The following is a 26959-nucleotide window of genomic DNA, read 5'->3' as shown; positions in this document are numbered from 1 at the left end:
ACGTTCGTTCCACTAGACATCCCCGCTCACGGGCGGATCTGCGGCGGACTCGGTCAGTCGTCGTCGGTAATGGTGCCGGTGGCGTAGAGGAACCCGTCGCGGATGACGATCCCGCTGGTGGCGTAGACGTACACGCGCAGCGTTTCGGAGTCCTCTGGGGTGTCGTCATCGATGACGGGCACGGTGACGTCGATGGCGGTGTCGCCTGCGGCGAGTGTGAACGTTCTTCTGAATTCGATGCTCCAGTCCTGCCACAGCGTCGCGGTGCGGCCGTATCCGCCGTAGCGGAACGTGATCGGGACGGGATTGGGCTTCGACAGTGTCACCGCGAAGGCAAGGCTTTGCGCGCCCTCAACGACGGTCGCGTCGCTCACGGTCACCGTCGGCGGACCAGCCGAGGCCGGATCGTTGTCGGACACCGCCACCGTTGCCGCGCTGGCTGACGACGACACCGTGTAGCCCGTTCCGCTGCCCACTGTCGCGGTGACCGACCCGTCGGCCTCGTCGGTGGTGTCGTCGGTGGTGGCGACGGTGAACGTCGCGGTGCCGGTCCTGGGGATCGTGACCGTCCGCTCTCCGGTGGTGGCGAAGCTGCCGCTTTGGGACACGGTTACGCTGACATCGACACTCGTCGTCGGCGCGGGGCTGGCTGTGAGCGTGAACGTTGCCGCGGTCCCCTCAGTGACATCGCTGCCCGCCGTGATGCTGATCTCGGGGTCCGTCGGCGGAGGGGCCGGGTCGTCGTCGTCGGACACAGCCACGGTCGCGGAGCCGGCTGATAATGACACCGTGTAGCCGGTGCCGGTGTCGACCGTGACCGTCACCGAACCGTCGGCCTCGTCGATGCTGTCATCGGCGGTGGCGACGGTCAGCGTGTAGCTCCCGCCAATCGGAATCGTGACCGTCCGCGCCCCTGCGGACACCCCGTAATCGCCGCTCTGGGCGACAGTGACGCTGACCGACAGAGCCGACGCCGGCGCAGGGCTGGCCATGACGGTGAAGATTGCGTCGCCGCCTTCTGTGACGCCGCTGCCGGCCGCGACGCTGATCTCGGGGTCCGTCGGCGGAGGGGCCGGGTCGTCGTCGTCGGACACAGCCACGGTCGCGGAGCCGGCTGATGATGACACCGTGTAGCCGGTGCCGGTGTCGATCGCGACGGTCACCGACCCGTCCGCCTCGTCGGTGCTGTCACCGGTGGTGTCCACCGTCAGCGTGAACGTGCCCGCGGTGGGGATCGTCACCGTCCGCGCCCCGGTCGTGACACCGAAATCGCCTGACTGCGACACTGTCACATCGACGGCCAAAGCAGTCGTCGGCGCGGGTGACGCGGTGAGCGTGAACGACGCCGAAGAGCCCTCAGTCACACCGCCGCCCGCAGCAATGCTGATCTCGAGTTCGGCAGGCGGGGGCGGGGTCTGGCGGGCTGCCTCGATGCATTCCAACGCCTCACGGAACGGCCGCCATCCGAACCACAGCTGCTCGCGCTCGAGCGCCTCAGCCGCGGTCATCGCCGTCAACTGATCGTCGGTCACGTCGCCGAAAGCGATCAGCACCCGACGCCAGTTGTGGCCAAAACCGGGCGCCCGGTCACGGTTCAGGTCGTAGTAGTCCCGCGCCGATTCCAGCGTCTCATCAGACACACAATCCGCAGGCACAGGTGGTGGTGGAGGCGGCGGGTCGTCGTCATCAGACACCGCCACCGTCGCCGCGCTCTGCGTGGACGACACGGTGTAGCCGGTGCCGCTGCCCACTGTCGCGGTGACCGATCCGTCGGCCTCGTCGGTTGTGTCGTCGGTGGTGGCGACGGTGAACGTCGCGGTGCCGGTCGTCGGGACCGTGAACGTCCGCTCGCCGGTGGCAGCGAAGTCGCCGCTTTGGGCGACTGTCACGCTGACCGACAGGGCTGACACCGGTGCGGGGTTGGCTGTGAGCGTGAACGACGCCGCAGTCCCCTCAGTCACGGCACTGCCCGCAGCGATGCTGATCTCCGGCACAGTCGCAGGCGGGTCGTCATCGTCGGACACAGCGACAGTCGCCGAACCAGCCGACGACGACACTGTGTAACCGGTGCCGCCGCTCACCGACACCGACACCGACCCGTCGGGCTCGTCGGTGCTGTCACCAGTCGTGGTGACAGCCAGGGTGTAGCTGCCGCTGGTGGGGATCGTCACCGTCCGTGTTCCGGTCGTCGCACCGAAATCGCCGCTCGCCGACACAGTCAATTCGACCGACAAAGCCGCATACGGCGTCGGGGCCGCGGTCACCGTGAACGTCGCGTCGCCGCCCTCAGTGATCCCCGAACCGGCCGCGACACCGACCTCGGGCACATCATTATCGGCCACCGCGACCGTGGCGCTGCTGTCGCTCGACGACACTGTGTAGCCGGTGCCGGTGTCGACCGTCACTGTCACCGACCCGTCGGCCTCGTCGATGCCGTCACCGGTGGTGGCGACAGTCAGTGTGTAACTGCCGCTGGTGGGGATCGTGACAGTCCGCGTTCCGGTCGCCGCACCGAAATCGCCTGACTGCGACACCGCAACCGTCACATCCAGACCAACCGCAGGCGCCGGCGACGCCGTCACCGTGAAGCTCGCAGCCGACCCCTCAACCACACCAGCACCACCGACGATGCTGATCTGCGGCTCATCCTCGTCGTCCTCGGAGTCCTCGCACTGCGCCTGCTCCAACGCCGCCAAAGTGCGCGCAATACGATCCCAACGCGAGTTCCCCAGCCAACCAGCCACACCCGCAGCCTGCTCAGCCGTCATCGGCGTATGGCCCGTGTCAGTGCCCAAAGCAGCCAGCACACGATTGAACCGCTTCACCCCCGCAGCCGCAGCACCAGACAACCCATCCCGCCAAGCGGTGATCTCATCAACGGTGACAGCGTCGTCAGGCAACACCACACTGCACCCGCCGTCGTCATCATCCGCGACAACGACCGTGGCCGCAGCGCTGCCCGACGACACCGAATATCCCGACCCGGCCTTGACGGTCGCAGTCACCGAGCCGTCCGCCTCGTCGTCGCTGTCGCCACTGGTCGCGACCGAGAACACCTTGACGCCACTCGCCGGGACCGTCACCGTCCGCGACCCCGCCGACACACCGAAATCACCGCTCTGCGACACAGCGACCGTCACATCCAGACCAGCCGCAGGCTTCGGCGACGCAGTCAGCGTGAAACTCGCAGCCGTCCCCTCAAACACGCCACTACCCCCAGCAATGCTGATCTCAGGCACATCATCATCAGACACCGCCACAGACGCCGCGCCCTGCGTGAACGACACCGTGTAACCCGTGCCCGTGCTGATCGTGGCGGTGACCGACCCGTCAGCCTCGTCGACGCTGTCATCGCTGGTGGTGACAGTCAAAGCGAAACTGCCCGACGTCGGAATCGTCACCGTCCGCGAACCCGTCGCCGCATCGAAATCACCGCTCTGCGACACAGCGACCGTCACATCCAAACCAGCCGCAGGCTTCGGCGACGCAGTCAGTGTGAAACTCGCAGCCGTCCCCTCAGCGACGCCGCTGCCCGCAGCAATGCTGATCTCAGGCACATCATCATCGGACACAGCCACAGACGCCGCGCCCTGCGTGGACGACACCGTGTAGCCCGTGCCGCTGCCCACCGTCGCGGTCACCGAACCGTCCGCCTCGTCAACCGAATCGTCCGCCGTCGCGACAGTAAACGTCTCCGAACCAGACGCCGGAATCGTCACCGTCCTCGAACCCGTCGTCGCGCCGAAATCACCGCTCTGCGACACACTGACCGTCACGTCCAGATCAGCCGCGGGCTTCGGCGTCGCGGTGACCGTGAAGCTCGCATCACCGCCCTCGGCTACGGCGGTGCCCGCGGCGATGCTGATCTCGGGTTCGGACTGGGGAGATGTCTTCGTGGGCAGGCCGGCCACCGTCAATACGAACGTGCCGGACAACCCGGGGTTGAACGTGGTTGCTTCGATCGTGTAATCACCCGCAGCCAACGTCTCGGAGATCCGCGAGTTGTACCCGTCGCCGCCGTCGTCGTTCCGATACAACTCCGGGCCGTCTCTGCCCAACCCGCTGCGCAGGAAGAGATACGTGTCCTTGGACGACTCAAGATCGATCGTCACCTCGGCCTGGCTGTCCAGAGAGAAGGTATAGAAGCGGCCGTGACTGGCGGACCGGCCCTCAGAATCGCACTCACCCGTCCACGCCCCATCGACGCTGCCATTGCCTTGCAACGCCGATACGCAAGGATCGGACGAGCCGCTGTCGATCCCGGAGACGGTCAGGACGAACGGGGTGCCCGGCGCCACCGGCTGCCAGGAGGTCGCCTCAATCATGTAGTCGCCTGGCGGCAGCGTTGTCTTGATGAGCGGTGACCTAGATCCCCAACCCGACGCCGCAACAGATCCGAACTTCGAGTTCCTGCCGTTTCGCACCATCAGATCCGGGTAATTGCTGCCAGTTCCGATATAGCCCAGAGCCGGCGAGGTCAGATCGAGGGTCACCTTGCTTTGCTGGCCCAGCGTGAATGCATAGAACTGCGCCAACCCCTCGTTCTCAACGGACGCACACGATGCGATCCATTCACCTGAGACGTCTCCATCGCCCGTCAGCGCCGTCACACACGTCAAGTCGGGCAGCTCGTCGTCGGCGATCGCCACCGTTGCAGAATCGGACGTGGTCGACACCGCGTAACGACGGGCGGGATCGAACGCTGCCATCACCGTCGCCGTCACCGAGCCGTCGGCTTCATCAGCCTTGTCATCGGTTGTCGGCATGGTCAAGGTGCCGGTGCCCGATGTCGAAATCGTCACCTGCGACGTGGCCGACTCGTGGCCAGTGAATGACGTCGTCACTTGGTCTGCGGTGATGCCGAAGTCGCCGTCTGAGGACACCGCGACATCCACCGTCAGCGGACTCGATGGCGGCGGCGAGGCCGACAGCGTGAACACCGCGTCGCTGCCCTCGGTCACGTCACCATCGGCTTCGATGCTGATCTGTGTCGTTGTCTGGGCCCACGCCTGCGACGGCACGCCTTGAACACCAAGGGTGAACAGACCGGTGGCTGGCGGACCCGTGTCGGTGGTGGCCTCGATCGTGTAGTCGCCCGCGGGCAGAGTTGCGGCGATGCGCGCGTCCGACCCCCCTAGCCCACCACTGTCGTCCCGATACAGGACGGTCTCCGCAGTTCTCGAGTTCCGACCGCTTCGCAGGAGCAGGTAGCCGTCCTGCCAAGAACTCAGGTCAATCGTCACGGCGGTCTGCTGATCCAAGGTGAAACCGAAGTAGCGCGCGTAGGAGCCGGCGCGGCCTTGGGACTTGCAGGCTTCCGCTGCGCTGGCACCCAGCGACAGCTGATCGGGGCCAGGACCGGACCAGATCGCTGTGAAGTTCCCGCTGCCTGACAGCGGAGTCCAGCAGCCGTCGTCCTCCTTGGCGAAATCTCCCGAATTCAGCCACGCGAAGCCGTGTCCCCAGCCGCTGGGGTACAGGCCATGGCGTTCGTCTGCGTTGGTTCTCAGATAATCGGCAACCTGCGAGGGCGTGAACGTAGGGTTGCGTTCGACCACCAGCGCGGCGAGGCCGGCGACATGCGGTGCCGCCTGACTCGTTCCGCAGAACCTCCCCAACGATGTCGGCTCACAGTCGAGGCCGGCGACGTCGGGCTTCGCGCGCCCGTCGGGGGTAGGCCCTCGGCTGCTATAGGCCCGCGGAACCCAATAATGCGTGGCGCCGCCCGCGCCGACGGCCAGCACCCCCGGGCTCGAGCTGTCGCCGGGGCTGGTCACGCTGCCGCCTTCGGGCGTGTAGTGCTCGATCTCGCTGATTTGGCCGAAGACCATGAACTGCACCCACGTCGGCGCCGCGCTGGCTGTCTTCTTCTTTGCGTAGACCCAGTAGAAGCCGCTGTTGGCCGCTGTCAGGCTTATGCCCTCCCACGGGTAATCGGCGGCACCGCCCTTCTGAACGTCAGCGCTGGTGCCGACGACGGTCTGCGCCCCGCTCTGGGTGGCCGAATACCTCACCTCCAAGTCGAGATCTTTGGTGGCACCGCCCCAGGTGTCGTCCCATCGCATGTTCACAAACACCGAATCGGAGGCGTCGAGCTCAAGCACTTGCGCTTCATCCGCGGTGGCACCGCTGCCGGCCCACTCGTGATAGCCGTCGTTGTCGGAGTCGGCGAACGAGCCGAACCATGCCCGCTTTCCATAGTTCCCGGCGGAGTTGACCCAGGTCATCCCGTTGTCGACCGCCCATTTGGCCGTGTTCAGCGGACTCGGGCTGACCGGAGAGGTGCCGTCGGGCGCGCCGTGGAACGACCAGCTCACCGAGAAATTGATGATCTTCACCCCCTGGCCGTGCATCCACACCACCGAGCTGTGCAAGTCGGCCCACGTGAGCGGGTTGGAGATGTACAGCGCAGCGTCGGGGGCGACGTCCATCAGCGACTCCGCGACGGCGGTACCATGCTGATCGCCTCCTGCCGTGTCGCAATTCGCCAAGTCGCTGGTGGGCTTGCCCGCATCGATGTAACAACGGCCCACCACCGTCGCTGGCAGCTCGGTGCCCCGAAGAGCGCGCAGACCGGTAAAGCCGTCCTTGGATGTCGTCGTGGTGGAGGTGTCGATGACGCCCACCTTCACCCCGTCACCGGTGTGCCCGTTGTCGTGCCAGACGTCGGCGCCATGGGCGCGAACGCCCCCGCTGGTAACCGAGCCGAGGTCCTTGAACGCCTGCGGCGTTTCACGCACGCGGGCCACGCCGGTCTGCTGGGCCAGTGGCGCCAACAAATCGGGCGGCACATACGCCTCTACGTAGTCGCCCACCACGTTCGCCGGCGTCACGCCGTTGTCGTCGAGGAAGCCGAGCACGCCGTCTCGGTTGCCGTCGAGCTGCAACGTCAGCAACAGCGGCTGACCGCTGGACGTGGAATTCGTGCCATCGGACAGCGTCGGGCTGTCGGCCGCACGGTCGGAACCGACGTCGGGGTCGCTCGCCGCCGCCAGCGCACTCAGCTGCGAACCGAGATTGGGATACGCCACCTCCGTCGACTCCGAGACCGCACCCAAGCCTGGGCCGTTTGAGCCGTCCGGGCCGAGCGCATCGGGCAGCAAGCCCTCCGTGACGTCTTCAGTGTCGTCAGACCCCTGTTGAGCGGGTTGATCCGCAGACGGCGAATTCCCTCCGTCAAGGGACTGCGCGGCAACCTGCGACGCCGCAGCCGTCACCAACGCCACCGAAAGCACGACCGACAGCGCCGACCGAAGCAGCGGGCGCCGCGCGCCCGAAGTCAAATCAGCGGGGGGGGGGCGAAATCACGACGCAATGTTAGAAGATGCGCGGATAGGTGCGCCTTGACCAAGACCGCGACACTCGTGGTTACTACGCTCGCGGCCTGCGAACCTCGGGGGTTGAGAGCATGCCGGTTCCTTCAGACATGGTGGGCGAGACGATCGGGCCCATTGCTCACGACGTGGACGAGCGCTGGACGATGGCGTACGCAGCCTCGCTCGGCGACACACACGACTGCTACTTCGACACGCTCGCCGATGACGGCGTGGTCGCGCACCCCATGTTTGCGGTGTGCCCGGAGTGGCCCGTGATCGTCGCCGGCCGAGACATCTCTGATCGCTGGGGCATCACACCCGATGAGGTGCGGCGTTCGGTGCATGCAACGCACGACCTGACGGTGCACCGGCTCGTGCGTCCGGGCGACCACTTGTCGACCAAGGTCACCTACACCGGTGTTGAGCAGCGCAAGCCCGGCACGTTCCAAACGATGCGGATCGACACCGTCGACGCAGACGGCAATCCGGTCGCCACGACCTACCAAGGCGGGATGTACCTCAACGTCGAGACAGCAGGCGAGGACCGACCCGATCCCGATGCACCGCCAGAGCCGGACTTCGGAGAGCTGCCCATCGAGCCGACAGCCGAGATTGCGGTGCCGGTCGCGCACGGCGCTGCGCACACCTACACCGAGTGCGCTCGCATCTGGAATCCGATCCACACCGACGCAGCCGTTGCCCAAAAGGCGGGCCTGCCCGGCATCATCCTGCACGGAACCGCGACTCTCGCCCTGGGAGTCTCCGCGGTGGTCGACGCCGCGGCAGACGGCGACCCGAGCCGAGTCCGGCGCATCGTGTGTCGGTTCCGCGCCATGGTGCTGATGCCGTCGACGATCACTGTGCGCATCTGGGACGTGACCCCCACCAGCGACCACGGCGACGCCACCCAAGCCGTGCGCTTCGACGTGCTGAACGCCGAAGGCGGCCCCGCAGTGGACCGAGGCGTCATCCTGCTGAAGCGGTGACGGTCAGCTGTCCGCCAGGCCTGAGGCGTCGAGAACTTCAAGCCTGAGGCGTCGAAATGGGCAATTTCAAGCCGTCGAAATCACCGATTTGCCCTTCGTGAACGGTGCCGACGACGCGGACTCCATTCCGCATTCCGCGCATCGTCGACGGGCGTCTAGACGAGATGCTGGCTGGCCTGCCAGAGGACCGGCCCAGCCGCTCAGCTCAGGTGCTCGGCGAAATGGTCGAGCGTGCGCTGCTTGGCAAGTGCCGCCGCATCAGGGTGGAAGCTGGCTCGGGCGTCGCAGTTGAAGCCGTGGTCTGCGCCTTCGTAGATGTGAACGCCGATGTGGTCCCAGCGCTCGGCGATGGCGTGCACGTTCTTGAGCGGGATGCCGTGGTCCTCGGAGCCGAAGTGCAGCAGCAGCGGCGCTTCCGGGCGCTCATCGAGATGCGGCATGATCTGCCCGCCGTAGTAGCCGGATGCCGCAGCGATCTTGTCGGCAAGGCGTGCCGCGGCCACGTAGCACATCGAGCCTCCCCAGCAATAGCCGACGATGCCGACCTTGCCGCCCTCCGATGCGCAATCGGCCGCCGCGGAGATGTCGGCCATGACCTGATCGGACGTGAGGTCATCGAAGGCGATCTTGCGCCCGACATCGATGCCCTCGGCGTCGTAGCCCAGCTCGACCCCGCCGCGGACGCGATCAAACAGCGCAGGTGCCACCGCCAGGTAGCCGTCAGCGGCATACCCGTCGGCGACGCTGCGGATGTGGTCGTTCACACCGAAGATCTCCTGCACCACCACAACGCCGCCCTTGGGCGTGCCCTCAGGATCGGCCCGGTAGGCGCTGATTATCGCGCCGTCAGAAGCTGTCAATGTGATCGTCTGTCCCATGACGCCAATGTCTACCGCACCCACCCTGACATCACCGTTGCCGCCGCGGCAAGATGTTGAGATATCATACGATATCCCCAGATGATGGAGGCCTCAGGGTGACCGACATCTTGATTCGCAACGTCCCCGACGAGGTCGTTGCCGCGGTTGACGCCAACGCGAAGCAAGCCCAACTCTCCCGAGTCGAGTACTTGCGACGATTGCTCGAGCGCGAACGTGCGCGCACGGAAGAAGTAACCGCGGAATCGCTGCGCCGTTTCAACGAGACCTTCGCTGATCTCGCCGATCCCGATGTCATGCAAGCCGCCTGGTCGTGACCGCATGGCTCATTGACAAGTCGGCGATGGCCCGGATCGGCTCAGGTCCCGATGCTTCCGAGTGGGCGTCGAGAATCCAACGCGGGCGAGTGCGCATCTCGACCCTGACACGACTGGAAATCGGCTTCTCGGCCCGTTCCGCCGAGGAGCTCCTCCGGAGCTCCGCTGAACCGCCGCTCGGTTCCATGCCAGTCGAGTACCTGACGACAGCGGTGGAGGATCGAGCCGTCGCTGTGCAACTCTCCTTGGCAAGAGTCGGCCATCACCGCGCCCCGTCAGTTCCGGACCTGCTGATAGCGGCATCGGCAGAACTCGCCGGCCTCACGGTTCTCCATGTCGACAAAGACTTCGAACTCATCGCCGAAGTCACCGGCCAGGCAGTCGAACGGCTCGCCATCGAACACGCCTCATGAGTTTGACTGAGCCACAGCGGCACTCAGCTACAAACAAGTACCCCTCGCGATGTCAGCCCGTTATGAAGCTATGACAAGCCCATGAAGCGGCGGGCGTTGGTGTAGACGACTTCGTTGCGCAGGCTGGCTACCTCGTCGTCGAAGCCTTCGAACGTCTCGTTCAGCTCAGCGAGGGCGCCGGGGAAGGTGCAGTCGTAGTGGGGGTAGTCCGAGCCCCACACGACCGTGTGCGCCAGGCCCATCGCAGCGACCTGCTCGAAGGCCTCGCCCTCGCCGGCCTCCATCGTCACGAAGCACTGCTCGGAGAAGATCTCCGTGGGATCTCGCTTCAAGCGAGGCACCAGGTGACCCATGGCCTCCTTGTGCTCGTCGAGGCGGTCCAGCCAGTACGGCAGCCAGCCCAGGCCCGACTCGAAGAAGCCCACCCGCAGCATCGGATGGTCGTCGAGCACGCCCGAGGCCACCATCTCCATCACCGAGGCCATCTGCTCGAAGGGGTGGCAGACCATGTGGACGTAGAACTGGTTCTCATAGCGGGTCTTGGCGAAGCTAGGCATTCCCGACCCGAAGCTGCCATGGATGCCCACGGTGAGGTCGTGGTGCTCGGCGGCTGACCACACCCGGTTCATCTCGTCGGAGAACAATTCGAGGCCCGCGTAGCGCTCTGGACGGAACGTGATGCCGGTCAGCCCGGCGTTGGCGACCTCTTCAATGACCGCTACCGCACCGTCGATCGACTGCAGCGGGCATACGCCCATGCCGAACAGCCGGTTCGGATCCTCCGAGCAGAAGTCGGTCATCCAGCGGTTGTAGGCACGGGCATTCTCGACGGCGACGTCTGGGTCGTTGATGTCACCCGAGATCAGCATCAGCGACGGGAACATCAGCGCCGCGTCGAGGCCCTCGTCGTCCATCACCGACAAGCGAGCGGCGGGGTCGTAGCTGCCGGGCACGATGTCATTCCAGGTGACGTCGGTGCCATAGGCGTCCGGGATGCAGGCCGGCGCGATGCCGTTGCGCAGCCTCTTGCCCTCGACAAACATGGCGTCGCTGCCGTCACCCATAATCCGGCACTGCGCGATCAGATCCCGGTACTTGGGATCGGCGTATTCCTCCCATACCGACGTCGGCTCCGCGATGTGCGCGTCCGCGTCGTACACCGGCACTTTCCCATTCGATGCCAGCGGTCCCGCGCTCTTGTGTGTCTGCGTCCTGGCCATGTCACAGCCTCCCCGTTGCCCCAGTGCGACCATTCTGCCCCACCCTCAGCCGCGGCGCAGCCGGAGAATGCACTCCTGAACGTCCACCGAAGGGTTGATGTGCCCTGAGAAGACCGGGATCAGTCGGCGTAGAGAACCCGCAGGCCCCGGCTGACCGCGGGGCCGACGACCGTGTTGTGGTTCTCGTTGGGGAAGACGTGCCAGGTCGAGTCGATGTTGCGATAGCCGTGGGCCGAGAATTGGTCCCAGAACTTGGCCTGGGGCGAGTACTCGTCGGTCTCGTTCTCCCCCATCGACATGAAGACCTTGGCCTCGGGGTCGCCGCCGGCTTTGGCGTGCTCTTCCTCGAGGCGGAACATGACCTCGTAGTCCCACCACACCGACGGGCTCGCCAGCAGGTATCGGGCAAACATGTCGGGCGCGTTGAACAGCACATGCAGGCCGAACAGCGCCGTGAACGAATGGCCCACGTAGGTGGGTTCGCCGACGTGGTAGCGGCTGTACAGCAGCGGCAGCACGTCGCCAGCGAGCCATTGTCGGAACGACTCGGCCTGACCCGTCTCGGCAGGCGGTACCCGGATGCCGGTCATCGGCGGGGCCTGCGCAGGCGTCACCGTGTAATCGACGGCACGCAGGTCAAGCATCTCACGCATGTCAGCGGTGTCGTGGGCGATGCCGGCGACGACACATCGCGGTGTCTCTCGAGACATCGACAGGATCCGGGTGGTGTCCACGGCAGTGCCGAACGTCCAAGGTGCATCGCAGCACACCACGAGCGGGTACGGGTTGGTCGCATCGGGCCGGTAGCCCATCGGCAGCGCGACCCAGAGCTGGTAGGACCGACCGGCGTCGCTCCGATGGAGGATGTGTGTCTCGATGGGCCACGCGCCTGAGTCAGCCACGGCGGGGATGCTATTGGCGGCGGCTGATCATCGTCAGGCCGTCACCGATCGGCAGCATCACGCTGCTGGCCCGGCTGTCGGCTGCGACGTGGTCGTTGAACGCGCGCATCGCCTCGGTGGCTTCGTCATCGTGTTCCAGATCAGCAACCGTGCCGCCCCGCAGAACGTTGTCCACCAGGATCACGCCGCCCGGCGACAGCCGCCCGAAGATCGCCTCGTAGTAGTCCGGGTAGCTGGACTTGTCGGCGTCAATGAACGCCAAGTCGATCCGGGGTTCGGACGGCAGTGCGCGCAGCGTGTCCAGCGCGGGTCCGATGCGCAGGTCGATGCGCTCGGCGACGCCGGCTCGGTCCCAGTAGCGGCGGGCGATCGAGGTCCACTCCTCGGAGACATCGCAGCAGATGAGCCGGGCCCCCGGTTCGAGCGCGCTGGCCACACACAGCGCCGAGTAGCCCGTGAAGGTGCCCACCTCGACAGCCAGCCGGGGCCGCAGCGTCGCCGTCAGCACCGTCATGAACGCACCCTGCAGCGGGCCGATCTGCATGCCGGCGACCCGCCCGAGCTTCGCCGTCTCAGCAATCAGTTCGCGTTGGACGGCTGTGGGCTGCAACGAATGCGCCGCCGCGTAGAACGCAGCCTGTTCTTCCACGAACGCCGAATCACGTGACACACAGGCGAGGCTATGTTGCGCGAGTGGACCGTCCGCGTGTTCAACCGCTCGACACATCGCCGCGGGGCCGCGTCCACGCGCGAGATGGCCAGCCGGAACCCGGCGACCTCGGCCATGGCGGCCCACAATTGTTGACGCTCGGCAGTGTCGAATGGCTTCGGGCACATCTGCTCGCCGCAATCACCGACGACGCTTGGTCCGAGGCGGCCACCGGCTTCGGCCACTCCGACCTCGCCAGCGAGTGACCCACACCAAGTCGCCGAGTGTCCCAAAACCCTGCATGTGCTCGGACGTCGATGCATCAAACTGCCTCGATGCAGCGCCGACAACTACGAACCCTTCAGCGCATGCGAGGTGTTCCCACGCCGACCAACATCCGCTGGGCCGAGGTGGTTTCGCTCCTGTCAGCGATGGGCGTGGACATCGTTGAGCGGGCCGGCTCGCGAGTACAGTTGGCCAAGGGCTCGCAATCGATGGTTGTGCATCGCCCGCATCCGGGACCCGAAGTGACACGGCACACGATCCGCGACATCGTCAGGTTCGTCGAGTGCATCGAGGCTGGTTGATGCTCGAATACAGGGGATACATCGGCGAGGTCTCCGTGGACGACGAGACGGGTGTGCTGCACGCGCGCGTGATCAACAGCGGCATCTACCCCATCGCCAATGCCGAAGCCACCGATGCGGCCAGCCTCAAGCGAGAATTCCAGTGCTCGATCGACAGCTATCTCGAAGGGTGCAAGGAACTCCAGATCGACCCGATCGCACCGGCGCCGAGCGCTGTGTCGCCGTCTCACTCGGCATAGAAGATTCGCTGGCCCGGCTTGGCGGCACTCGGCCGCGGGCATCCGGATGCCGACGTCTGCCTGAGCACACCCTCGCCGCGATTGCAAGTCGCCCTGGTCACTGAAGGACGAGAAGCCGTCCTCGTGGAATAGCTCGTGCCTTCAGCGGGCAGGTAGGCAACCGAGGCGCAGTTGATGTGGGGTTGCCGTGGCGGTGCATGTCTGGTACTCGTACTGGGCTTTGCGAAGATCATTCCCGCCGCGAGGAGAACAGCGTGGACACAGGCAAGCTTCGACCCCCCCCCGGGACCGGGGCGCGCGTCTCGGATCTTTGCGACGCTGGCGTTGCTGGCAGCACCGCTGCTCACCATCTCGGTATCCAATGCAAGACCCGCAGCCGCTGACGACAGTCTGCCCGACATCGCCGGCTTCGCCGGGGACACCTACGTAGAAGGTGACACGGCGAAATTCCAGATAGTTCACGGAAAGCTGTCCAAGCCGATCCGCGTGAACGTCACCTTCAGCCAGCACGGCAGCTATGTATCGGCATCGCAGCTCGGACGCCGAACGGTCACCACCGTTTCGAACGCCAACCGGACGCAGACGACCATCAGCATCCCGACGATCGACGACAACACCCACGAAGCCGACGGATCGGTCACCATGACCGTCAACCCGGGCAGCGGCTACACGGTCGTCCAAGGTTGGGCGTCAGGTACGGCCGTCTTGACCGACAACGACGATCCCAGAATCGACATCTCGGATCCTTCGATCAGCGTCAAGGCGGGCTCGGCGATCAGGGAGGGCGGCACCGCCACCTTCACACTGAGCGCCAATCCCCGCCCAGCAAGCAGCTTCCCGGTGAATGTGGACATCGCCCAGCACGGTGACTTCGCGTCCGAGGGCCAAACCGGCACCAGGACGGTGATCATCGGGGCCAACGGCCGAGGGACGCTGTCGGTCGCCACCACCGATGACGGCGTCGACGAAGACGACGGCTCGATCACCGTCACGGTGCTCGAAGGCACCGGCTACAGCCTGGGCACCCGGCCCTCGGTGACCGTCGAGGTGACCGACGGAGGTACGCCCACGCCCCGTGTGAGCGTCGCCGCCGCATCTGACATCGACGAGGGCGGCACAGCCGCCTTCACCCTCACCGCCGACCCGGCACCTGCCGCCGACCTGGACCTGACTGTGGACGTCTCGGCGACTGGTGACTTCGGTCTCAGCGGCGAGATCGGTCTACGCGAGGTGACCGTTGGCTCCAGTGGTGTCGCAACCTTGACGGTGCCGACCGTCTACGACGCGTTCGGCGAACCCGACGGATCAGTCTCGGTGACAGTGATAGCGGGCTCTGGCTACCTGGTCACCTCACCGAGCATGGCGACGGTTGCTGTGCGCGACCTGGGCACCACCAAGGTGAACATCACACCTGTCGGGTCGGGCGTCATCGAAGGCGAGACGGCCGCGTTCCGGCTGATCGCCGATCCGCCCCCGGTGTACGGCATCAGTGTGAATCTGCGAGCCGACGTTGTCGGCGATTACGTAGGCGGCGCCCTGCGGTGGGAGACTGCCGTCTCGATTGGGCCTGACGGCATCGGTAGGTGGGAAGTCTCCACCGACGACGACGACACCGATGAACGAGCCGGCTCGATTACGGCCACCGTGCTCAACGGCGACCACTACAACGTCGGCCGCACCGCATCTGCCTCGGTGCGCATCAACGACGACGATGCCGCCGTGGGTGTACGCACCGTCTCGGTCGGCGACGCGACGATTCGAGAGAACTCTCGCACCGAGCTGCCGCGGCTGCGTTTCCCGTTCACCCTCAGCAGCCCGACCGACGAGTGGCTGTTCATTCTCTACGAGACACGCGAGACGCCGAACGCCGCCCATCCCGCGACTGCCGGACAGGACTACCGCGCGCATCGGGGCGCAGTGTGGTTCCGGCCCGGGGAGACGGCGCTGACGAAGCACACGTCGATCCGGGTATACAACGATGACGAACACGAAGAAGCTGAGACCATGGAACTGGTGATCACCAAGATCATCGGCCCCGCCGACATCGCAGCCGGCACGGCGACCGGCACCATCGAACCCGATCCGTTCGACGCGCCGCGGGCAACGCCGGTCATCTCGCTGTCGGTGCAGCCCGCCGTCGTCGAAGGCCAGCCATTCACGTTCACGCTCACGGCCACGCCGCCGCCTGAGGACGACCTGCCGATCACCGTCACCGTCACCGACGGCTACGAAGGCGATTCGTCCTATACCAGCGATTTCATCATCCCCGCCCACGAGGGCAGCCAGACCGTCACGTACCTGGGAGAGGCGTCGCTAATTGACTACACCCGGCAGACATTCAGCGTGCGCACCGTCGACGACCGCATCGACGAAGCTGACGGCCCCGTGTTCGTCGAAGTCGAGATACCCGAGGACGACCGCTACATCTCCAGCCTGTCGTATCGGGGTGCCGTCATCGTCTATGACAACGACGGCGCGGCCCCGCAGATGCCGGTGGTGTCGATCAGCGACGGAGACGACGGCCAGGGAGCAACCGAGGAGAGCGGACGAGCATGGTTCAGCGTCTCGCTGGATCGCCCGGTTCATCCTGACGGCACTGTGACGGTCGAATACAACGTCCAGTCGGGAACGGCACGCCCGCACACCGACTTCGTCCCCACATACCGCACCTTGACATTCGCCGGCGGCGAAGACCACAAGTACGTCGAAATCGAACTGGTGGACGACGACATCGCGGAACGCGACGAAAACTTCATCGTGCGGCTGTGGAATCCCCGCGGCGCGGCCTTGGGCGACGATGTCGGACACGCCACGATCCTGGCGTCGGACAACACCCCCTAGCCCTTCCTGTCCGGTGGTGCGCGCCGTGCGACGCTTCACCGCGGACTGGCGCCGCACGCCGGCCAACTTTCGCTGGGCCACGGTGGTTTCGCTCCTGTCAGCGATGGGTGTGGACATCGTTGAACGGGCCGGCTCACGAGTGCCGTCGGCTGAGGGTTCGCAATCGATGGATGTACATCGCTCGCAGCCGGGAGACGATTGCCCTGTCCCGCTCGGAGACGAGTGGAGCAATCGCGGGCTGTGTCAAGCAGACTTCGGCACTTCACGCCTGCGTCCCCGATAGTCGAGCCGTGGACGGGCGCACCGATAGTCCGCTGGAGTCACATGCCGGTACTGCGATCCCACATCGACACCTCTGCGGAGTGGTTCACGAAGAACTGCGACGACATGAGCGAACAACTCGCCGAGCTGGACGAGCTGCAGCGCCAAGCCGCGGCGGGAGGCGGGCCTCGGGCGATGGCGCGCATGCGCAGCCGGGACAAGATGCCGGTGCGCGAACGCATCTCGATGCTGGTGGATCGAGACTCGCCGTTCTACGAGATCAGTTCGCTCGCCGGCTACTGCTCGAACTACGCCGTGGGCGGCGGGCTGGTGATGGGCATCGGCGTCGTGAACGGCGTCGAGTGCATGATCGAGGGCAACGACCCGACCGTGCTCGGCGGCGCCATCACCGTGTTCGCGGGCCGCAAGATCATGCGGGCCATCGAGATCTCCCGCGAGAACCGGCTGCCGTACATTCAATTCGTCGAATCAGCCGGCGGCGACCTGCGGGGCGACGACGATCCCGAGCGGCAGATGCGTGAACAGGAAAGTCACTTCGCCGAGTCGGGCCGGCTGTTCTACGACGTGACCGAACTGTCGAAGCTGAAGATTCCCTCGATCTCGGTGGTCTTCGGCAGCTCCACCGCCGGCGGCGCCTACCAGCCGGGCATGAGCGACTACAACATCTTCATCCGCAACCAGTCGAAGGTCTTCCTGGGCGGACCGCCGCTGGTGAAGATGGCGACCGGCGAGGATTCCGACGACGAGACGCTGGGCGGCGCACAGATGCACGCCGAGATCTCAGGGCTCGCCGACTACCTGGCCGAAGACGAATCAGATGCGCTGCGCATCTGCCGGGAGGTCGTGGCGCACCTCAACTGGCGCAAGCGGGGTCCGGGACCGACGATGCCGGCCGACCCGCCAGTGCATGATCCCGAGGAGCTGCTCGGGCTGATGCCGCGAGACCTGCAGACGCTGATCGACTGCCGCGAGGTCATCGCCCGCATCACCGACGGCTCCCGCTTCGAGGAATTCAAGGCCCGCTACGGCACCGCGCTCATCTGCGGCTGGGCGTCCGTCCACGGCTTCCCTGTTGGGATCCTGGGCAACAACGGCCCGCTGTTCAGCGACAGCTCCGAGAAGGCCACCCAGTTCATCCAACTCTGCAACCAGCAGGACATCCCGCTGGTGTTCTTGCAGAACATCACCGGCTACATGGTCGGCAAGGACTTCGAGCAGGGCGGCATCGTCAAGAACGGCTCGAAGATGATCAACGCCGTGTCGAACTCGATGGTCCCCCACATCACGGTCATCCTGGGCAACAGCTATGGCGCCGGGAACTACGGCATGTCGGGACGGGCGTTCAACACCCGCTTCACCTACCTGTGGCCGACCGCCAAGATCGCCATCATGGGCCCGAAGCAGATCGCCGGGGTGATGTCGATCGTGCGGCGAGGCCAGGCGATGCGACGCGGCATCGAGTTCGACGAGGAAGCCGATCGCAAGATCACCGAGCAGGTCGAGCACTATCACGAACTCAAATCGCTCTCCGCCTACGCCAGCGGGCGCGTGACCGACGACGGCGTGATCGACCCCCGCGACACCCGCGACGTGATCGCCATGTCGCTGTCGGTCTGTCACAACAACGAGATCAAGGGCGCCGACGGATTCGGCGTCTTTCGGATGTAAGGGCAGTGCGATGACCACACGGAGCACCAACGCAAGACGCCGCAACAGTGCCGGTCTTGTGGATGTCGGGAGGCTGCTGTGAGCGAGAACACACCGAACCCTCGCCGCCCGATCCGGCGACTGCTTGTTGCCAACCGCGGCGAGATCGCCCGTCGCGTCTTTCGTACCGCACGCTCGATGGGCATCTCGACCGTTGCGGTCTATTCCGAAGGCGACTCCGAAGCACCCTTTGTGGCCGACGCCGATCTCTCGATACCGCTCGGCGGGCGATCCGCGGCCGAGTCGTACTTGTCCATCGACAAGGTGCTCGCGGCTGCGCAGCACAGCGGCGCCGATGCCGTCCATCCTGGCTACGGCTTCCTGTCCGAGAACGCCGCTTTTGCCCGAGCCGTCACCGACGCCGGGCTCACCTGGGTGGGCCCGCCCCCGTCGGCCATCGCAGCCATGGGCGACAAGCTCGCTGCCAAGGAGACGATGGTCGCCGCCGGCGTACCGACGCTGCCATCCGTGCCGGTCGATGACGCGATGTCGCACGACGACCTGACAGCGGCCGCGGCTGGCGTGGGCTATCCCCTGCTGGTCAAGGCATCCGCAGGCGGTGGCGGCAAGGGCATGCGCATCGTCGACGACGCTGCCGAACTCGAAGATGCTGTCGCTGGAGCTCGGCGCGAGGCGGCCGGCGCCTTCGGCGACGACACCGTATTCCTGGAGCGCTACCTGCTGGCCTCGCGCCATGTCGAAATCCAAGTGCTCGGCGACACCCACGGGAACGTCCTGCACTGCTTCGAACGGGAATGCTCGATCCAACGGCGCCATCAAAAGGTGATCGAGGAAGCGCCGTCGCCGGCGGTCACCCCAGCTCTGCGTGAACGCATGGGCGCAGCAGCGGTCGCCGCCGTCAGCACCATCGGCTACCACTCCGCGGGGACCGTGGAGTTCCTGCTCGAAGGCAGCGGCGATGATGCCGAGTTCTGGTTTCTCGAGGTCAACACGCGCTTGCAGGTCGAGCATCCAGTCACCGAGGAGATCACTGGCCTCGACTTGGTGCGTGAACAGATCCGCATTGCCGCGGGGGAACCGCTGGGCTACGGCCAGGACGACTTGGCCATCACGGGGCACGCCGTTGAGGCCCGCCTGTACGCGGAGGACCCCGCCAGCGGTTTCCTGCCCGCCACGGGCACCGTCGAGCTGTGGGCGCCCGCAACTGAGCTGGGGGCGCGCTTCGACTCGGGCATCGAGTTGGGATCGGTGGTCGGCACCGAGTTCGACCCGATGCTGGCCAAGGTGGTCATGGCGGCGCCGACACGAACCGAGGCTGCGCTCGGCTTGGCATCAGCGCTCGACCGCACCCGCCTCGGCGGCGTCGTCACCAACCGCGACTTCCTGTGCGCAGTGCTGCGCAGCGACGAATTTCTCGCCGGCGACACCACCACCGATTTCATCCACCGGGTCTACTTCGGACATGGCGAACCGGGCGGCGAGGGCGAGGGTGGCGATGCCGATGAGTCCGGCCTGCCCAGCGGCGGCCTCTCAGCCCAAGAGCCGTCGCATCATCCGCTCTTTGTCCGCACCGCAGCGGCAGCGGTCGCCTTGGTCTCACAGGAATGCAACCGGCAAGCCGCCGCGCAGCTGCAGTTCATGACATCGGGGTACCGCAACAGCGCCATGCCTGACGAAGTGCTGCCGCTGTGGGCCACGGCCGCAAACGCGCTCGTCGAGGCAAGCGTGCAGTACCGCCGCCAGCGCGACGGGAGCTGGACGATGCGCGTCGGGAAACTGCCGCAGAGCGGGCCGTACGCGGGCATCGGCAACGACGAGCCTGGCGGCGGACCCGACGCTGGAGGCGCTGGAGGCGGCGAGACCAGTGCTTCCGCCGGCGGCGGCAGCGGCAGCGGCAGCGGCAGCGGGGACGATGCCGACGGCGTGCCGCCGTTCACCGACTGGTCGGTGCGCACCCATGGCATCGAGCTTCGCCCGCTCTCGGGCACAGGGGCGCTCTCGGGCGACACCGCCGATGCATCCGATGTGGACGCAACCGTGGACATCGAAGTGCCGGTGCCGGGCCTCGCGGGATTTCGCGGCGCGTGGGAGCTCAGCCGACGCGGCAACCGCTGGCACGCCGCAGGCCCCGTCGGCGGAACGGTGTCGTTCGTGCAGCGTTCTCGCTTTCCCGATCCCGACGCCGAGGCGGTCGAGGGCGGTTTGGTTGCGCCGATGCCCGGCAAGGTGCTGATCGTCGACGTTCAGCCCGGCGACCGAGTGAGCGCCGGCCAAGTGCTCGTGGTGATGGAGGCCATGAAGATGGAGCACCAGATCGCTGCGCCTGCAGACGGCGAAGTGGCCGAGGTGCGCGCGACCGTCGGCGACCAAGTCAACAACGGTGAACTCCTCGTCGTCATCGACGCCGACGAGTAGAACGATCTCGAGTGGCGTCACTTCGTTCCGCTGACAGGCTTCGCGAACAAAGGGGCCAGCGACGTTTGAGGCCGTGGTATTTTTCGGGAAACGTAGGAGGAAGTCATGGACGAACACAGCGAAGCGACTGTTGACGAGCCCGAAGCCGAGGTTGCCGACAACCGTGAACTCTCGCCTGAGGAGCTGGACAACGTCAGCGGCGGTTCGGGTTCCGGCAAGAGGAATGCGTACAACGCGAACCAGCAGCCTTGGCAGGCGACCATCTGACCCGAGCCGGCGAAACCGGCGGCGTGACCGGCACGACCGAGCGCTCGCCTCGCTGCGACGGTTAGGCCTCTGGCCTCAGCCACACGCCCCGACACGCCGGGTGCTGCCGACACAATGGCGGCAGCACCCGGTTCTTTCGCGCTCAACGGACGCAACGGCCAGCACCGGAGGGTGATTCCAGATGCCCGAGCGTCGGCAGCTGTTCCGTGACGAGGCCTACGCGCGACGCGGGCGCAGCGAGCCGATCGACGGTCTGCTGCGCATCAGCGCTCCGCACGAATGGCTCTTTGTGGCCCTGCTCGGCTGCGCGCTGGCCGGATTGCTGGGCTGGGCCGTTTTCGGAACAATTGAGCGCGGCGTGTCTGGCCCCTGCGTCATCGTCACCGCGTCCGACGGCGTCGATGCGACAGCGCGCTTGTCATCGCAGGACGCGCGCCGCATAGCAGTCGGGATGTCAGCGCGCGTAAACGCCGCAGGCGTCGAGGGGCCGCTGGACGCCCGGGTCGCGCGAATCGGAGTCTCCGGTGCTGCATCCGATGACCGCCGACCGCTGATCGTCGTGGAGATGCCGCAAGCACCAGCGGCCTCGCTGCGCGACGGCGACGCCTGTCACCTTCGCGTCGTCACCAGGCGCGAATCTCCGATCCGCCTGATCGTCGGGGCCGCTGCATCCGCGAGCGGGCTGGCGTAGCGAACGATGCCCGCAATTGGGGGGCCTGCGGGGCGGCGACCATGGCGACCATTTGCGCGACGCCGCCTGCGCACGCCCATCATCCCCCAGCTGGAAGCGACCGAGTGCGGGGCCGCCTCGCTCGGCATCGTCCTGGCCCACTTCGGACGCTGGGTTCCGCTCGAGGAGCTGCGCGAGGCCTGCGGTGTCAGTCGGGACGGCTCCAATGCTGCGGGCATCGTCCGCGCCGGGGAGCGCTACGGGCTGCGCGTCCGCGGCTGGCGAAAGGACGTCGAGCTGCTCGACGACGTCGAGCTGCCCGCCATCTTGTTCTGGGAGTTCAACCACTTCCTCGTGCTCGAGGGCGTATCGGACGATCGATACCACCTCAATGACCCGGCCAACGGTCGACGCACCGTCAGTCGGGAGACATTCGGCGAGGCCTTCACGGGCATCGTGCTGACGGCCGAGCCGACATCGTCGTTCCAAGAGGGCGGCAAGCCGCCTGCACTCTGGCGAGCGCTCTGGCCCTGGTTGCGTGAGGCTCGCGGCGCACTGATCGCCGTGGTTCTCGCCGGTCTGCTGCTCGCAGTACCAGCGCTCGCGTTGCCGATCCTGCTGGGAGTCTTCGTCGACGAAGTCCTGATCGGCACCGAGCGCGACTGGGGCATCTGGATCATCGTCGCGATGCTGCTCGCCGGCGCCGCCGCCTACGTGCTCACCTTGCTGCAGCAGATGACGCTGCGCAAGATCTCGATCCGGCTGGCGATCACCCACTCTCAGCGATTGCTCTGGCGACTATTCCGACTGCCGACGCAGTATTTTGCGCACCGATTCGCTGGCGACCTCGCCTCACGGCTCAGCCTCGTCGATCAGATCGCGACGGGCGCGGCTCAGCGCTTCGTGGGAGCGGTCGTCGAGCTGATGGTGAGCGCGTTGCTCGTCGTGCCGCTCGTGATCTACGACCCGCTGATCGGCTTGATCGTCCTCGCGATCGCACTGGGCAATGTGGCGGTGACTCGAGTCCTGAGCCGGCGCCGGCTTGATCAGAATCGACAGCTGCGTCGTGAACAGGCATTGCTGTTCGGGATCGAGACCGCTGGTCTGCGTCAGATCGACTCGCTGCGAGCCACCGCCGCCGAAGACGACTTCTTCGCCCGCTGGAGCGGATACCAGGCTCGGGAGCTCTCCGCCCGGCAACATTTCGTCGAATTGGGCTACGTCAACGCTGCCCTGCCGCAGCTCTTCTTGGTCCTGAGCGGGTTGACCGTGCTCGGACTCGGCGGCTTGCGCGTCATCGAGGGCGACCTCACCATCGGCGAGATGTTCGCGCTCTATGTGCTCGCTGGGAACTTCCTTGCCCCGGTCGGACGGTTTGTCCAGTTCGCAGACACCTTCCAGCTGCTCGAAGCCGACCTTCAGCGCGTCGCCGACGTGTTCAGCGCGCAAGAGGACGCCTCCCTCACTGCCGCTGAGGCGAGCCAACGTGACGCTCAAGGGGGCACGGTCGCCAGCCTCAAGGGTCGCCTGCGGCTCGCCGGTCGACTCGAGCTGCGCGACGTCACGTTCGGCTACCGACGCCATGGCGACCCGGTGATCGACGGCCTCAGCCTCACGGTCGAGCCGGGCCAGCGGATCGCCGTAGTCGGTCCGACCGGATCGGGCAAATCGACGCTGCTGCGCCTCGTCAACGGCGAGTACGCGCCATGGTCGGGTGAGATCCTGCTCGACGGCGTGCCTGCCCGCGAGATCCCGCGCCCGATCCTCACCGCCTCGCTGGCAACGGTCGACCAGCGGATCGTGCTCTTCGACGGCAGCGTGCGCGACAACCTCACGATGTGGAATTCCGCCATCGCCCAAGCCGACATCGTCGCCGCTGCACGCGATGCGATGATCCACGAAGAGATCGTGGGACGCAGCGGCGGATATGACGCCCACATCCAAGAAGGCGGCCGCAACTTCAGCGGCGGACAGCGCCAGCGACTCGAGATCGCCCGCGCGTTGGTCAACCGACCGTCGCTGCTGTTCCTCGACGAGGCAACCAGCACGCTCGACGCCGTGACTGAGCAGCGCATCGACGACGCCCTGCGCCGCCGAGGCTGCTCATGCGTGATCGTCGCCCATCGGCTGAGCACGATCCGCGACTGCGACCTGATCATCGTGCTCGACCGCGGCCGCGAAGTGCAGCGGGGAGTCCATGAGGCGCTGATCGCCGATGCCGACGGCACCTACGCCCAATTGGTTCACGCCCAATGACGATTCCGGTCACCATCGTCGAGCCGACCGTCGCGGTTGAGCAGTCGCGACTCGGTCGGCTCGCCTTGAGCGAAGGCGAGTCAGTTGCCAGCGCCGCGAATCAGCCCATCAATCTCGACGACGCTTCGATCGCCTACCTGGTCCTTGAGGGTGCCATCGACGTGTTCCTCTTCGAAACCGATGACAGCGGCGCCAGCTCCCCTGCCAGCCACCTCCTGCGCGCCGGGGCTGGGCAGATCGTCTTCGGGATCGATTCGCACGGCTCGCACTTGCTGGCCGTCGGCAAAGGTCTTCCCGGCGCGCGCCTGGCCAGACTGCAGCGTTCCGCGTTCGCAGACCGCGAACTGGCCGACGAACTGGCCGATCAGGTCGACCGTTGGATCAGCGCGATCGGCGGTGCCGTGGCGGCGCGTATTGATCCGCGACCGCGTCCCACGGTCGTCGTCGACCCCGGCAACCACTCTGGGCTGCACGCCGACGCACACAGCGTGCTCACGACGCGCGCCGGAGCGGTCGTCTGGGTCGGTGTCTCGCACGGCACCGCCGTCTTTCTCGACACCGAGGAGCCGGCGCCCGCCGGCACTGGTCTCATGCCGCTCTCGTTCGATACTTGGCTCACGCTCGCTGAAGATGCCACGATCACCGCAGCCAGCTCTCGTCAGCTCGCCGACGGCGGCCGGCTGCTCGAGGCACTCGACGAGTTCCACACGCTCGCGATGAACGCCGAGCAACTCAATCGACTGCTGCTGCTGGCAGACGTCGTCAACGAGCAGGCCGCTCGCGAAGCGCTCCGCCGCCGCGACGCCGAACAGGCCCGCGCCGGCCTCAACCGCATCCTCAAACCTGAACGCGCCAGCGTTGCCCACGACGACTCCGCGCTCATGGCGGCGCTCGCCTTGATTGGCGAGCGCGACGGCATTCGCTTCCAGCAACCGGCGCAGCCGCCGGGCCGCGTCACCGAGGCGCCCACGCCCGATGCGATCTTTCGCGCCTCAGGCGTCCGCGCCCGGCAGGTGCGCTTGCAGGCCGAGGATCGCTGGTGGCTGGGCGACAACGGCGCAATGCTCGGGTTCCTCGATGAGGGCCAGCGGCCGGTCGCGTTGTTGCCGCACTGGAGCGGCCGCTACCGCATGGTCGACCCGACCGACGGCGCGCGAGCCGCTCGCGTCGACTCGACGACAGCTCGTCAGCTCTCGTCGCGCGCCTGGCTGTGCTACCCGACGCTGGCCAAAGATCGCGCTGTCGGCGCTTTCGACCTTGTGCGGCTGGGCGGACGCCGGCTCGCCTCCAGCTTCGGGCGCTTCGCCGTGGCCGGACTGGCAGCGGCACTGCTGACACAGGCACCTGCAATTGCTGTCGGCGTCCTGGCGGACTGGGTGCTCCCGTCGGCCGACGGAGACGCGCTGGCACAGACGATGATCGCGCTGGTCCTGTTCGGTGTCGTCGGGGTGCTGCTGCAAATTCTGCAGGGGACCTCGCTGATGCGCATCGAAGGCCGCAGCGCAGCCCGGGTCAGCGCGGCGGCCTGGGACCGACTGCTGAGGCTGCCGCCGAGCTTCTTCCGGCGCTTCACTGCCGGTGAGCTCGCCATCCGCATGGCCTCGTTCCAATTCATGCGCGACCAGCTCTCAGGAGTGGTCGTCAACGCGCTGCTGTCGTTCGTCTTCCTTCTGCCGACGCTCGCCGTCCTGTTTGCCTACGACGTTCCGCTCGCACTGCTCAGCGTCGGCCTCGCAGCGGCGATGTTGCTGGTCACTGCATTGATCGGCCTCTGGCAGCTAGGGCCGCAGCGTCGCGGCTTTGCCGCCGAACGACGCCTGACTGGCGAGCTGTTGCAATTCGTCAACGGGGTAGGAAAGCTGCGCGCGGCCGGCGCAGAGCCATCGGCCTTCGCCGCGTGGGCGCGGCATTACCGGCAACAGCTGCTGGCCGGGATCGAGGTCTCACGACGGAACGAGCATCTGATCTCGCTGGGCGCCGCCACGCCGGCATTGGTCGGCGCCGCCCTGTTCGCAGTCGTCCTCTCCCGCGACACGGAACAGCTGCAGATCAGCGACTTCCTCGTCGTCTTCGCCGTGGCGATGACGTTCTTCGCTGCGGCTGGCAACCTCGGTCGCTCGTTCGAGGCGGTCGCCGCCGCCTTGCCCGGCTTCGAGCAGGTCCGGCCCGTCCTCGACGAGGTGCCCGAACCCGGCGTCCACAGCAGCTCTGCAGTCTCGCTGGGGGGCGACCTCCACTTCGACCACGTCAGCTTCCGCTACGAACCCGACACTCCATTGGTCGAAGATGTCTCGATCTCGGCACGGGCGGGCGAGTTCATCGCCATCGTGGGCGAGTCGGGCTCGGGCAAGAGCACGCTGATGCGGCTGGCGTTGGGGCTCGAGGACCCGACGTCGGGCAGCATCTACTACGACGGCCGCGACCTTGCCTCGCTCGACCGGCATGCGCTACGGCGCCAACTCGGCGTCGTCATGCAGGACGGCGCACTGCAGCCCGGCAGCCTGCTCGACAACATCATCGGCATGGGCGATGACCTCACGATCGATGACGCATGGCGTGCCGTTCGCCAGGCTGACATCGAAGACGAGATCGCCGAGATGCCGATGCAGCTTCACACCGTCGTGACCGAGGACTCGGCCTCAGTATCGGGCGGGCAGGCGCAGCGTCTGCGAATCGCCGCCGCGCTGGTCCGCAATCCGCGCGTCGTCTGGCTGGACGAAGCAACGGCCTGGCTCGACGCACGCAGTCAAGCACAGGTCATGGGCAGCATCGAGCGGCTAGCCGCGACCCGCATCGTAATCGCGCACCGACTCTCGACCATCCGTCACGCCGACCGTATCTACGTGATGCAGCGGGGACGCATCGTCCAAGTCGGCGACTTCGACGAACTCAGCGCCATCGACGGCCCGTTCCGCAGCCTTGTCGAACGTCAGCTCGCGTAAGTCGTCTCGTTCGTCGTCGGTCGTCTCGTGAGAGACTCGTGCGGCGCCGACATGGCTGAGAGGCTGAGCTGATAGACGAGGCCGTGGCCGCAGCGGCCTGTGAGCGCCGAC

18 protein-coding genes are annotated in these 26959 nt (G+C 66.4%); 13 read left to right on the top strand and 5 right to left on the bottom strand.

The genetic code is table 11. The features are described from left to right. Positions 1 to 53: 53 nt before the first annotated feature. The gene (locus ACOOF5_RS09210; protein WP_420438396.1) at positions 54 to 7226 is read right to left on the bottom strand and encodes a hypothetical protein; all 7173 of its coding nucleotides are present in this window, start codon (positions 7224 to 7226) and stop codon (positions 54 to 56) included. Between the two features lie 182 nt (positions 7227 to 7408). On the opposite strand from ACOOF5_RS09210, the gene ACOOF5_RS09205 reads away from it, so the two are divergent. Further along, positions 7409 to 8302, top strand: a complete 894-nt coding sequence (locus tag ACOOF5_RS09205) for a MaoC/PaaZ C-terminal domain-containing protein (protein WP_420438394.1) — start codon at positions 7409 to 7411, stop codon at positions 8300 to 8302. Between the two features lie 200 nt (positions 8303 to 8502). Here the strand turns inward: ACOOF5_RS09205 and ACOOF5_RS09200 are convergent, their stop codons facing one another. Continuing rightward, complete coding sequence (locus tag ACOOF5_RS09200) at positions 8503 to 9180, bottom strand: dienelactone hydrolase family protein (RefSeq protein ID WP_420438392.1); 678 nt, start codon at positions 9178 to 9180, stop codon at positions 8503 to 8505. 98 nt (positions 9181 to 9278) lie between these two features. Here ACOOF5_RS09200 and ACOOF5_RS09195 point away from each other — a divergent pair, with 98 nt between their 5' ends. Beyond that, positions 9279 to 9497, top strand: coding sequence for a FitA-like ribbon-helix-helix domain-containing protein (locus ACOOF5_RS09195; RefSeq protein WP_420438390.1), 219 nt, complete (start codon positions 9279 to 9281; stop codon positions 9495 to 9497). Next, entirely contained in the window at positions 9488 to 9910 is a 423-nt protein-coding gene (locus ACOOF5_RS09190) for a PIN domain nuclease (RefSeq protein WP_420440936.1), read from the top strand. Before ACOOF5_RS09195 ends, ACOOF5_RS09190 begins: the two co-directional genes overlap by 10 nt. A gap of 68 nt (positions 9911 to 9978) precedes the next feature. Here ACOOF5_RS09190 and ACOOF5_RS09185 read toward each other — a convergent pair whose 3' ends face one another. From ACOOF5_RS09185 to ACOOF5_RS09175, 3 genes are all read right to left on the bottom strand, one after another. Next, positions 9979 to 11130, bottom strand: coding sequence for an amidohydrolase family protein (locus ACOOF5_RS09185; protein ID WP_420438388.1), 1152 nt, complete (start codon positions 11128 to 11130; stop codon positions 9979 to 9981). A gap of 119 nt (positions 11131 to 11249) precedes the next feature. Next, a complete protein-coding gene (locus ACOOF5_RS09180; RefSeq protein WP_420438386.1) occupies positions 11250 to 12032 on the bottom strand; it encodes an alpha/beta hydrolase in 783 nt (260 codons plus the stop codon). 10 nt (positions 12033 to 12042) lie between these two features. Continuing rightward, on the bottom strand, positions 12043 to 12702 hold the full coding sequence (locus ACOOF5_RS09175) for an O-methyltransferase (RefSeq protein WP_420438384.1): 660 nt from the start codon (positions 12700 to 12702) through the stop codon (positions 12043 to 12045). A 23-nt stretch (positions 12703 to 12725) separates the two neighbouring features. On the opposite strand from ACOOF5_RS09175, the gene ACOOF5_RS09170 reads away from it, so the two are divergent. From ACOOF5_RS09170 to ACOOF5_RS09125, 10 genes are all read left to right on the top strand, one after another. After that, positions 12726 to 12947 carry a hypothetical protein gene (locus tag ACOOF5_RS09170; protein ID WP_420438382.1) on the top strand — a complete coding sequence of 74 codons (222 nt, stop codon included), beginning with the start codon at positions 12726 to 12728 and terminating at the stop codon, positions 12945 to 12947. A gap of 102 nt (positions 12948 to 13049) precedes the next feature. Then, entirely contained in the window at positions 13050 to 13268 is a 219-nt protein-coding gene (locus ACOOF5_RS09165) for a type II toxin-antitoxin system HicA family toxin (RefSeq protein WP_420438380.1), read from the top strand. Beyond that, positions 13268 to 13507, top strand: a complete 240-nt coding sequence (locus tag ACOOF5_RS09160) for a hypothetical protein (protein ID WP_420438378.1) — start codon at positions 13268 to 13270, stop codon at positions 13505 to 13507. The genes ACOOF5_RS09165 and ACOOF5_RS09160 overlap by 1 nt, the downstream gene beginning before the upstream one ends. Before the next feature lie 324 nt (positions 13508 to 13831). Beyond that, positions 13832 to 16348: a Calx-beta domain-containing protein gene (locus tag ACOOF5_RS09155; RefSeq protein ID WP_420438376.1), complete on the top strand. Its 2517-nt coding sequence runs from the start codon at positions 13832 to 13834 to the stop codon at positions 16346 to 16348. Between the two features lie 324 nt (positions 16349 to 16672). Next, the gene (locus ACOOF5_RS09150) at positions 16673 to 18298 is read left to right on the top strand and encodes an acyl-CoA carboxylase subunit beta (protein WP_420438374.1); all 1626 of its coding nucleotides are present in this window, start codon (positions 16673 to 16675) and stop codon (positions 18296 to 18298) included. Between the two features lie 78 nt (positions 18299 to 18376). Next, a complete protein-coding gene (locus ACOOF5_RS09145; protein WP_420438372.1) occupies positions 18377 to 20713 on the top strand; it encodes an acetyl/propionyl/methylcrotonyl-CoA carboxylase subunit alpha in 2337 nt (778 codons plus the stop codon). 105 nt (positions 20714 to 20818) lie between these two features. Continuing rightward, entirely contained in the window at positions 20819 to 20980 is a 162-nt protein-coding gene (locus ACOOF5_RS09140) for a hypothetical protein (RefSeq protein ID WP_420438370.1), read from the top strand. 181 nt (positions 20981 to 21161) lie between these two features. After that, positions 21162 to 21671 carry a hypothetical protein gene (locus tag ACOOF5_RS09135; protein ID WP_420438369.1) on the top strand — a complete coding sequence of 170 codons (510 nt, stop codon included), beginning with the start codon at positions 21162 to 21164 and terminating at the stop codon, positions 21669 to 21671. Between the two features lie 6 nt (positions 21672 to 21677). Then, positions 21678 to 23906: an NHLP family bacteriocin export ABC transporter peptidase/permease/ATPase subunit gene (locus tag ACOOF5_RS09130; protein ID WP_420438367.1), complete on the top strand. Its 2229-nt coding sequence runs from the start codon at positions 21678 to 21680 to the stop codon at positions 23904 to 23906. Beyond that, positions 23903 to 26848 (top strand): ATP-binding cassette domain-containing protein, encoded by a 2946-nt coding sequence (locus tag ACOOF5_RS09125; RefSeq protein WP_420438365.1) that lies wholly within the window; start codon positions 23903 to 23905, stop codon positions 26846 to 26848. The genes ACOOF5_RS09130 and ACOOF5_RS09125 overlap by 4 nt, the downstream gene beginning before the upstream one ends. Positions 26849 to 26959: the final 111 nt, after the last annotated feature.

Source organism: Candidatus Poriferisodalis sp., from assembly GCF_965214215.1.
In the GTDB taxonomy this organism is placed as follows: Bacteria; Actinomycetota; Acidimicrobiia; order Acidimicrobiales; family Poriferisodalaceae; genus Poriferisodalis.
Note: the sequence above shows the minus strand (reverse complement) of the source record. Positions and strands in the feature narration are given on the sequence as shown.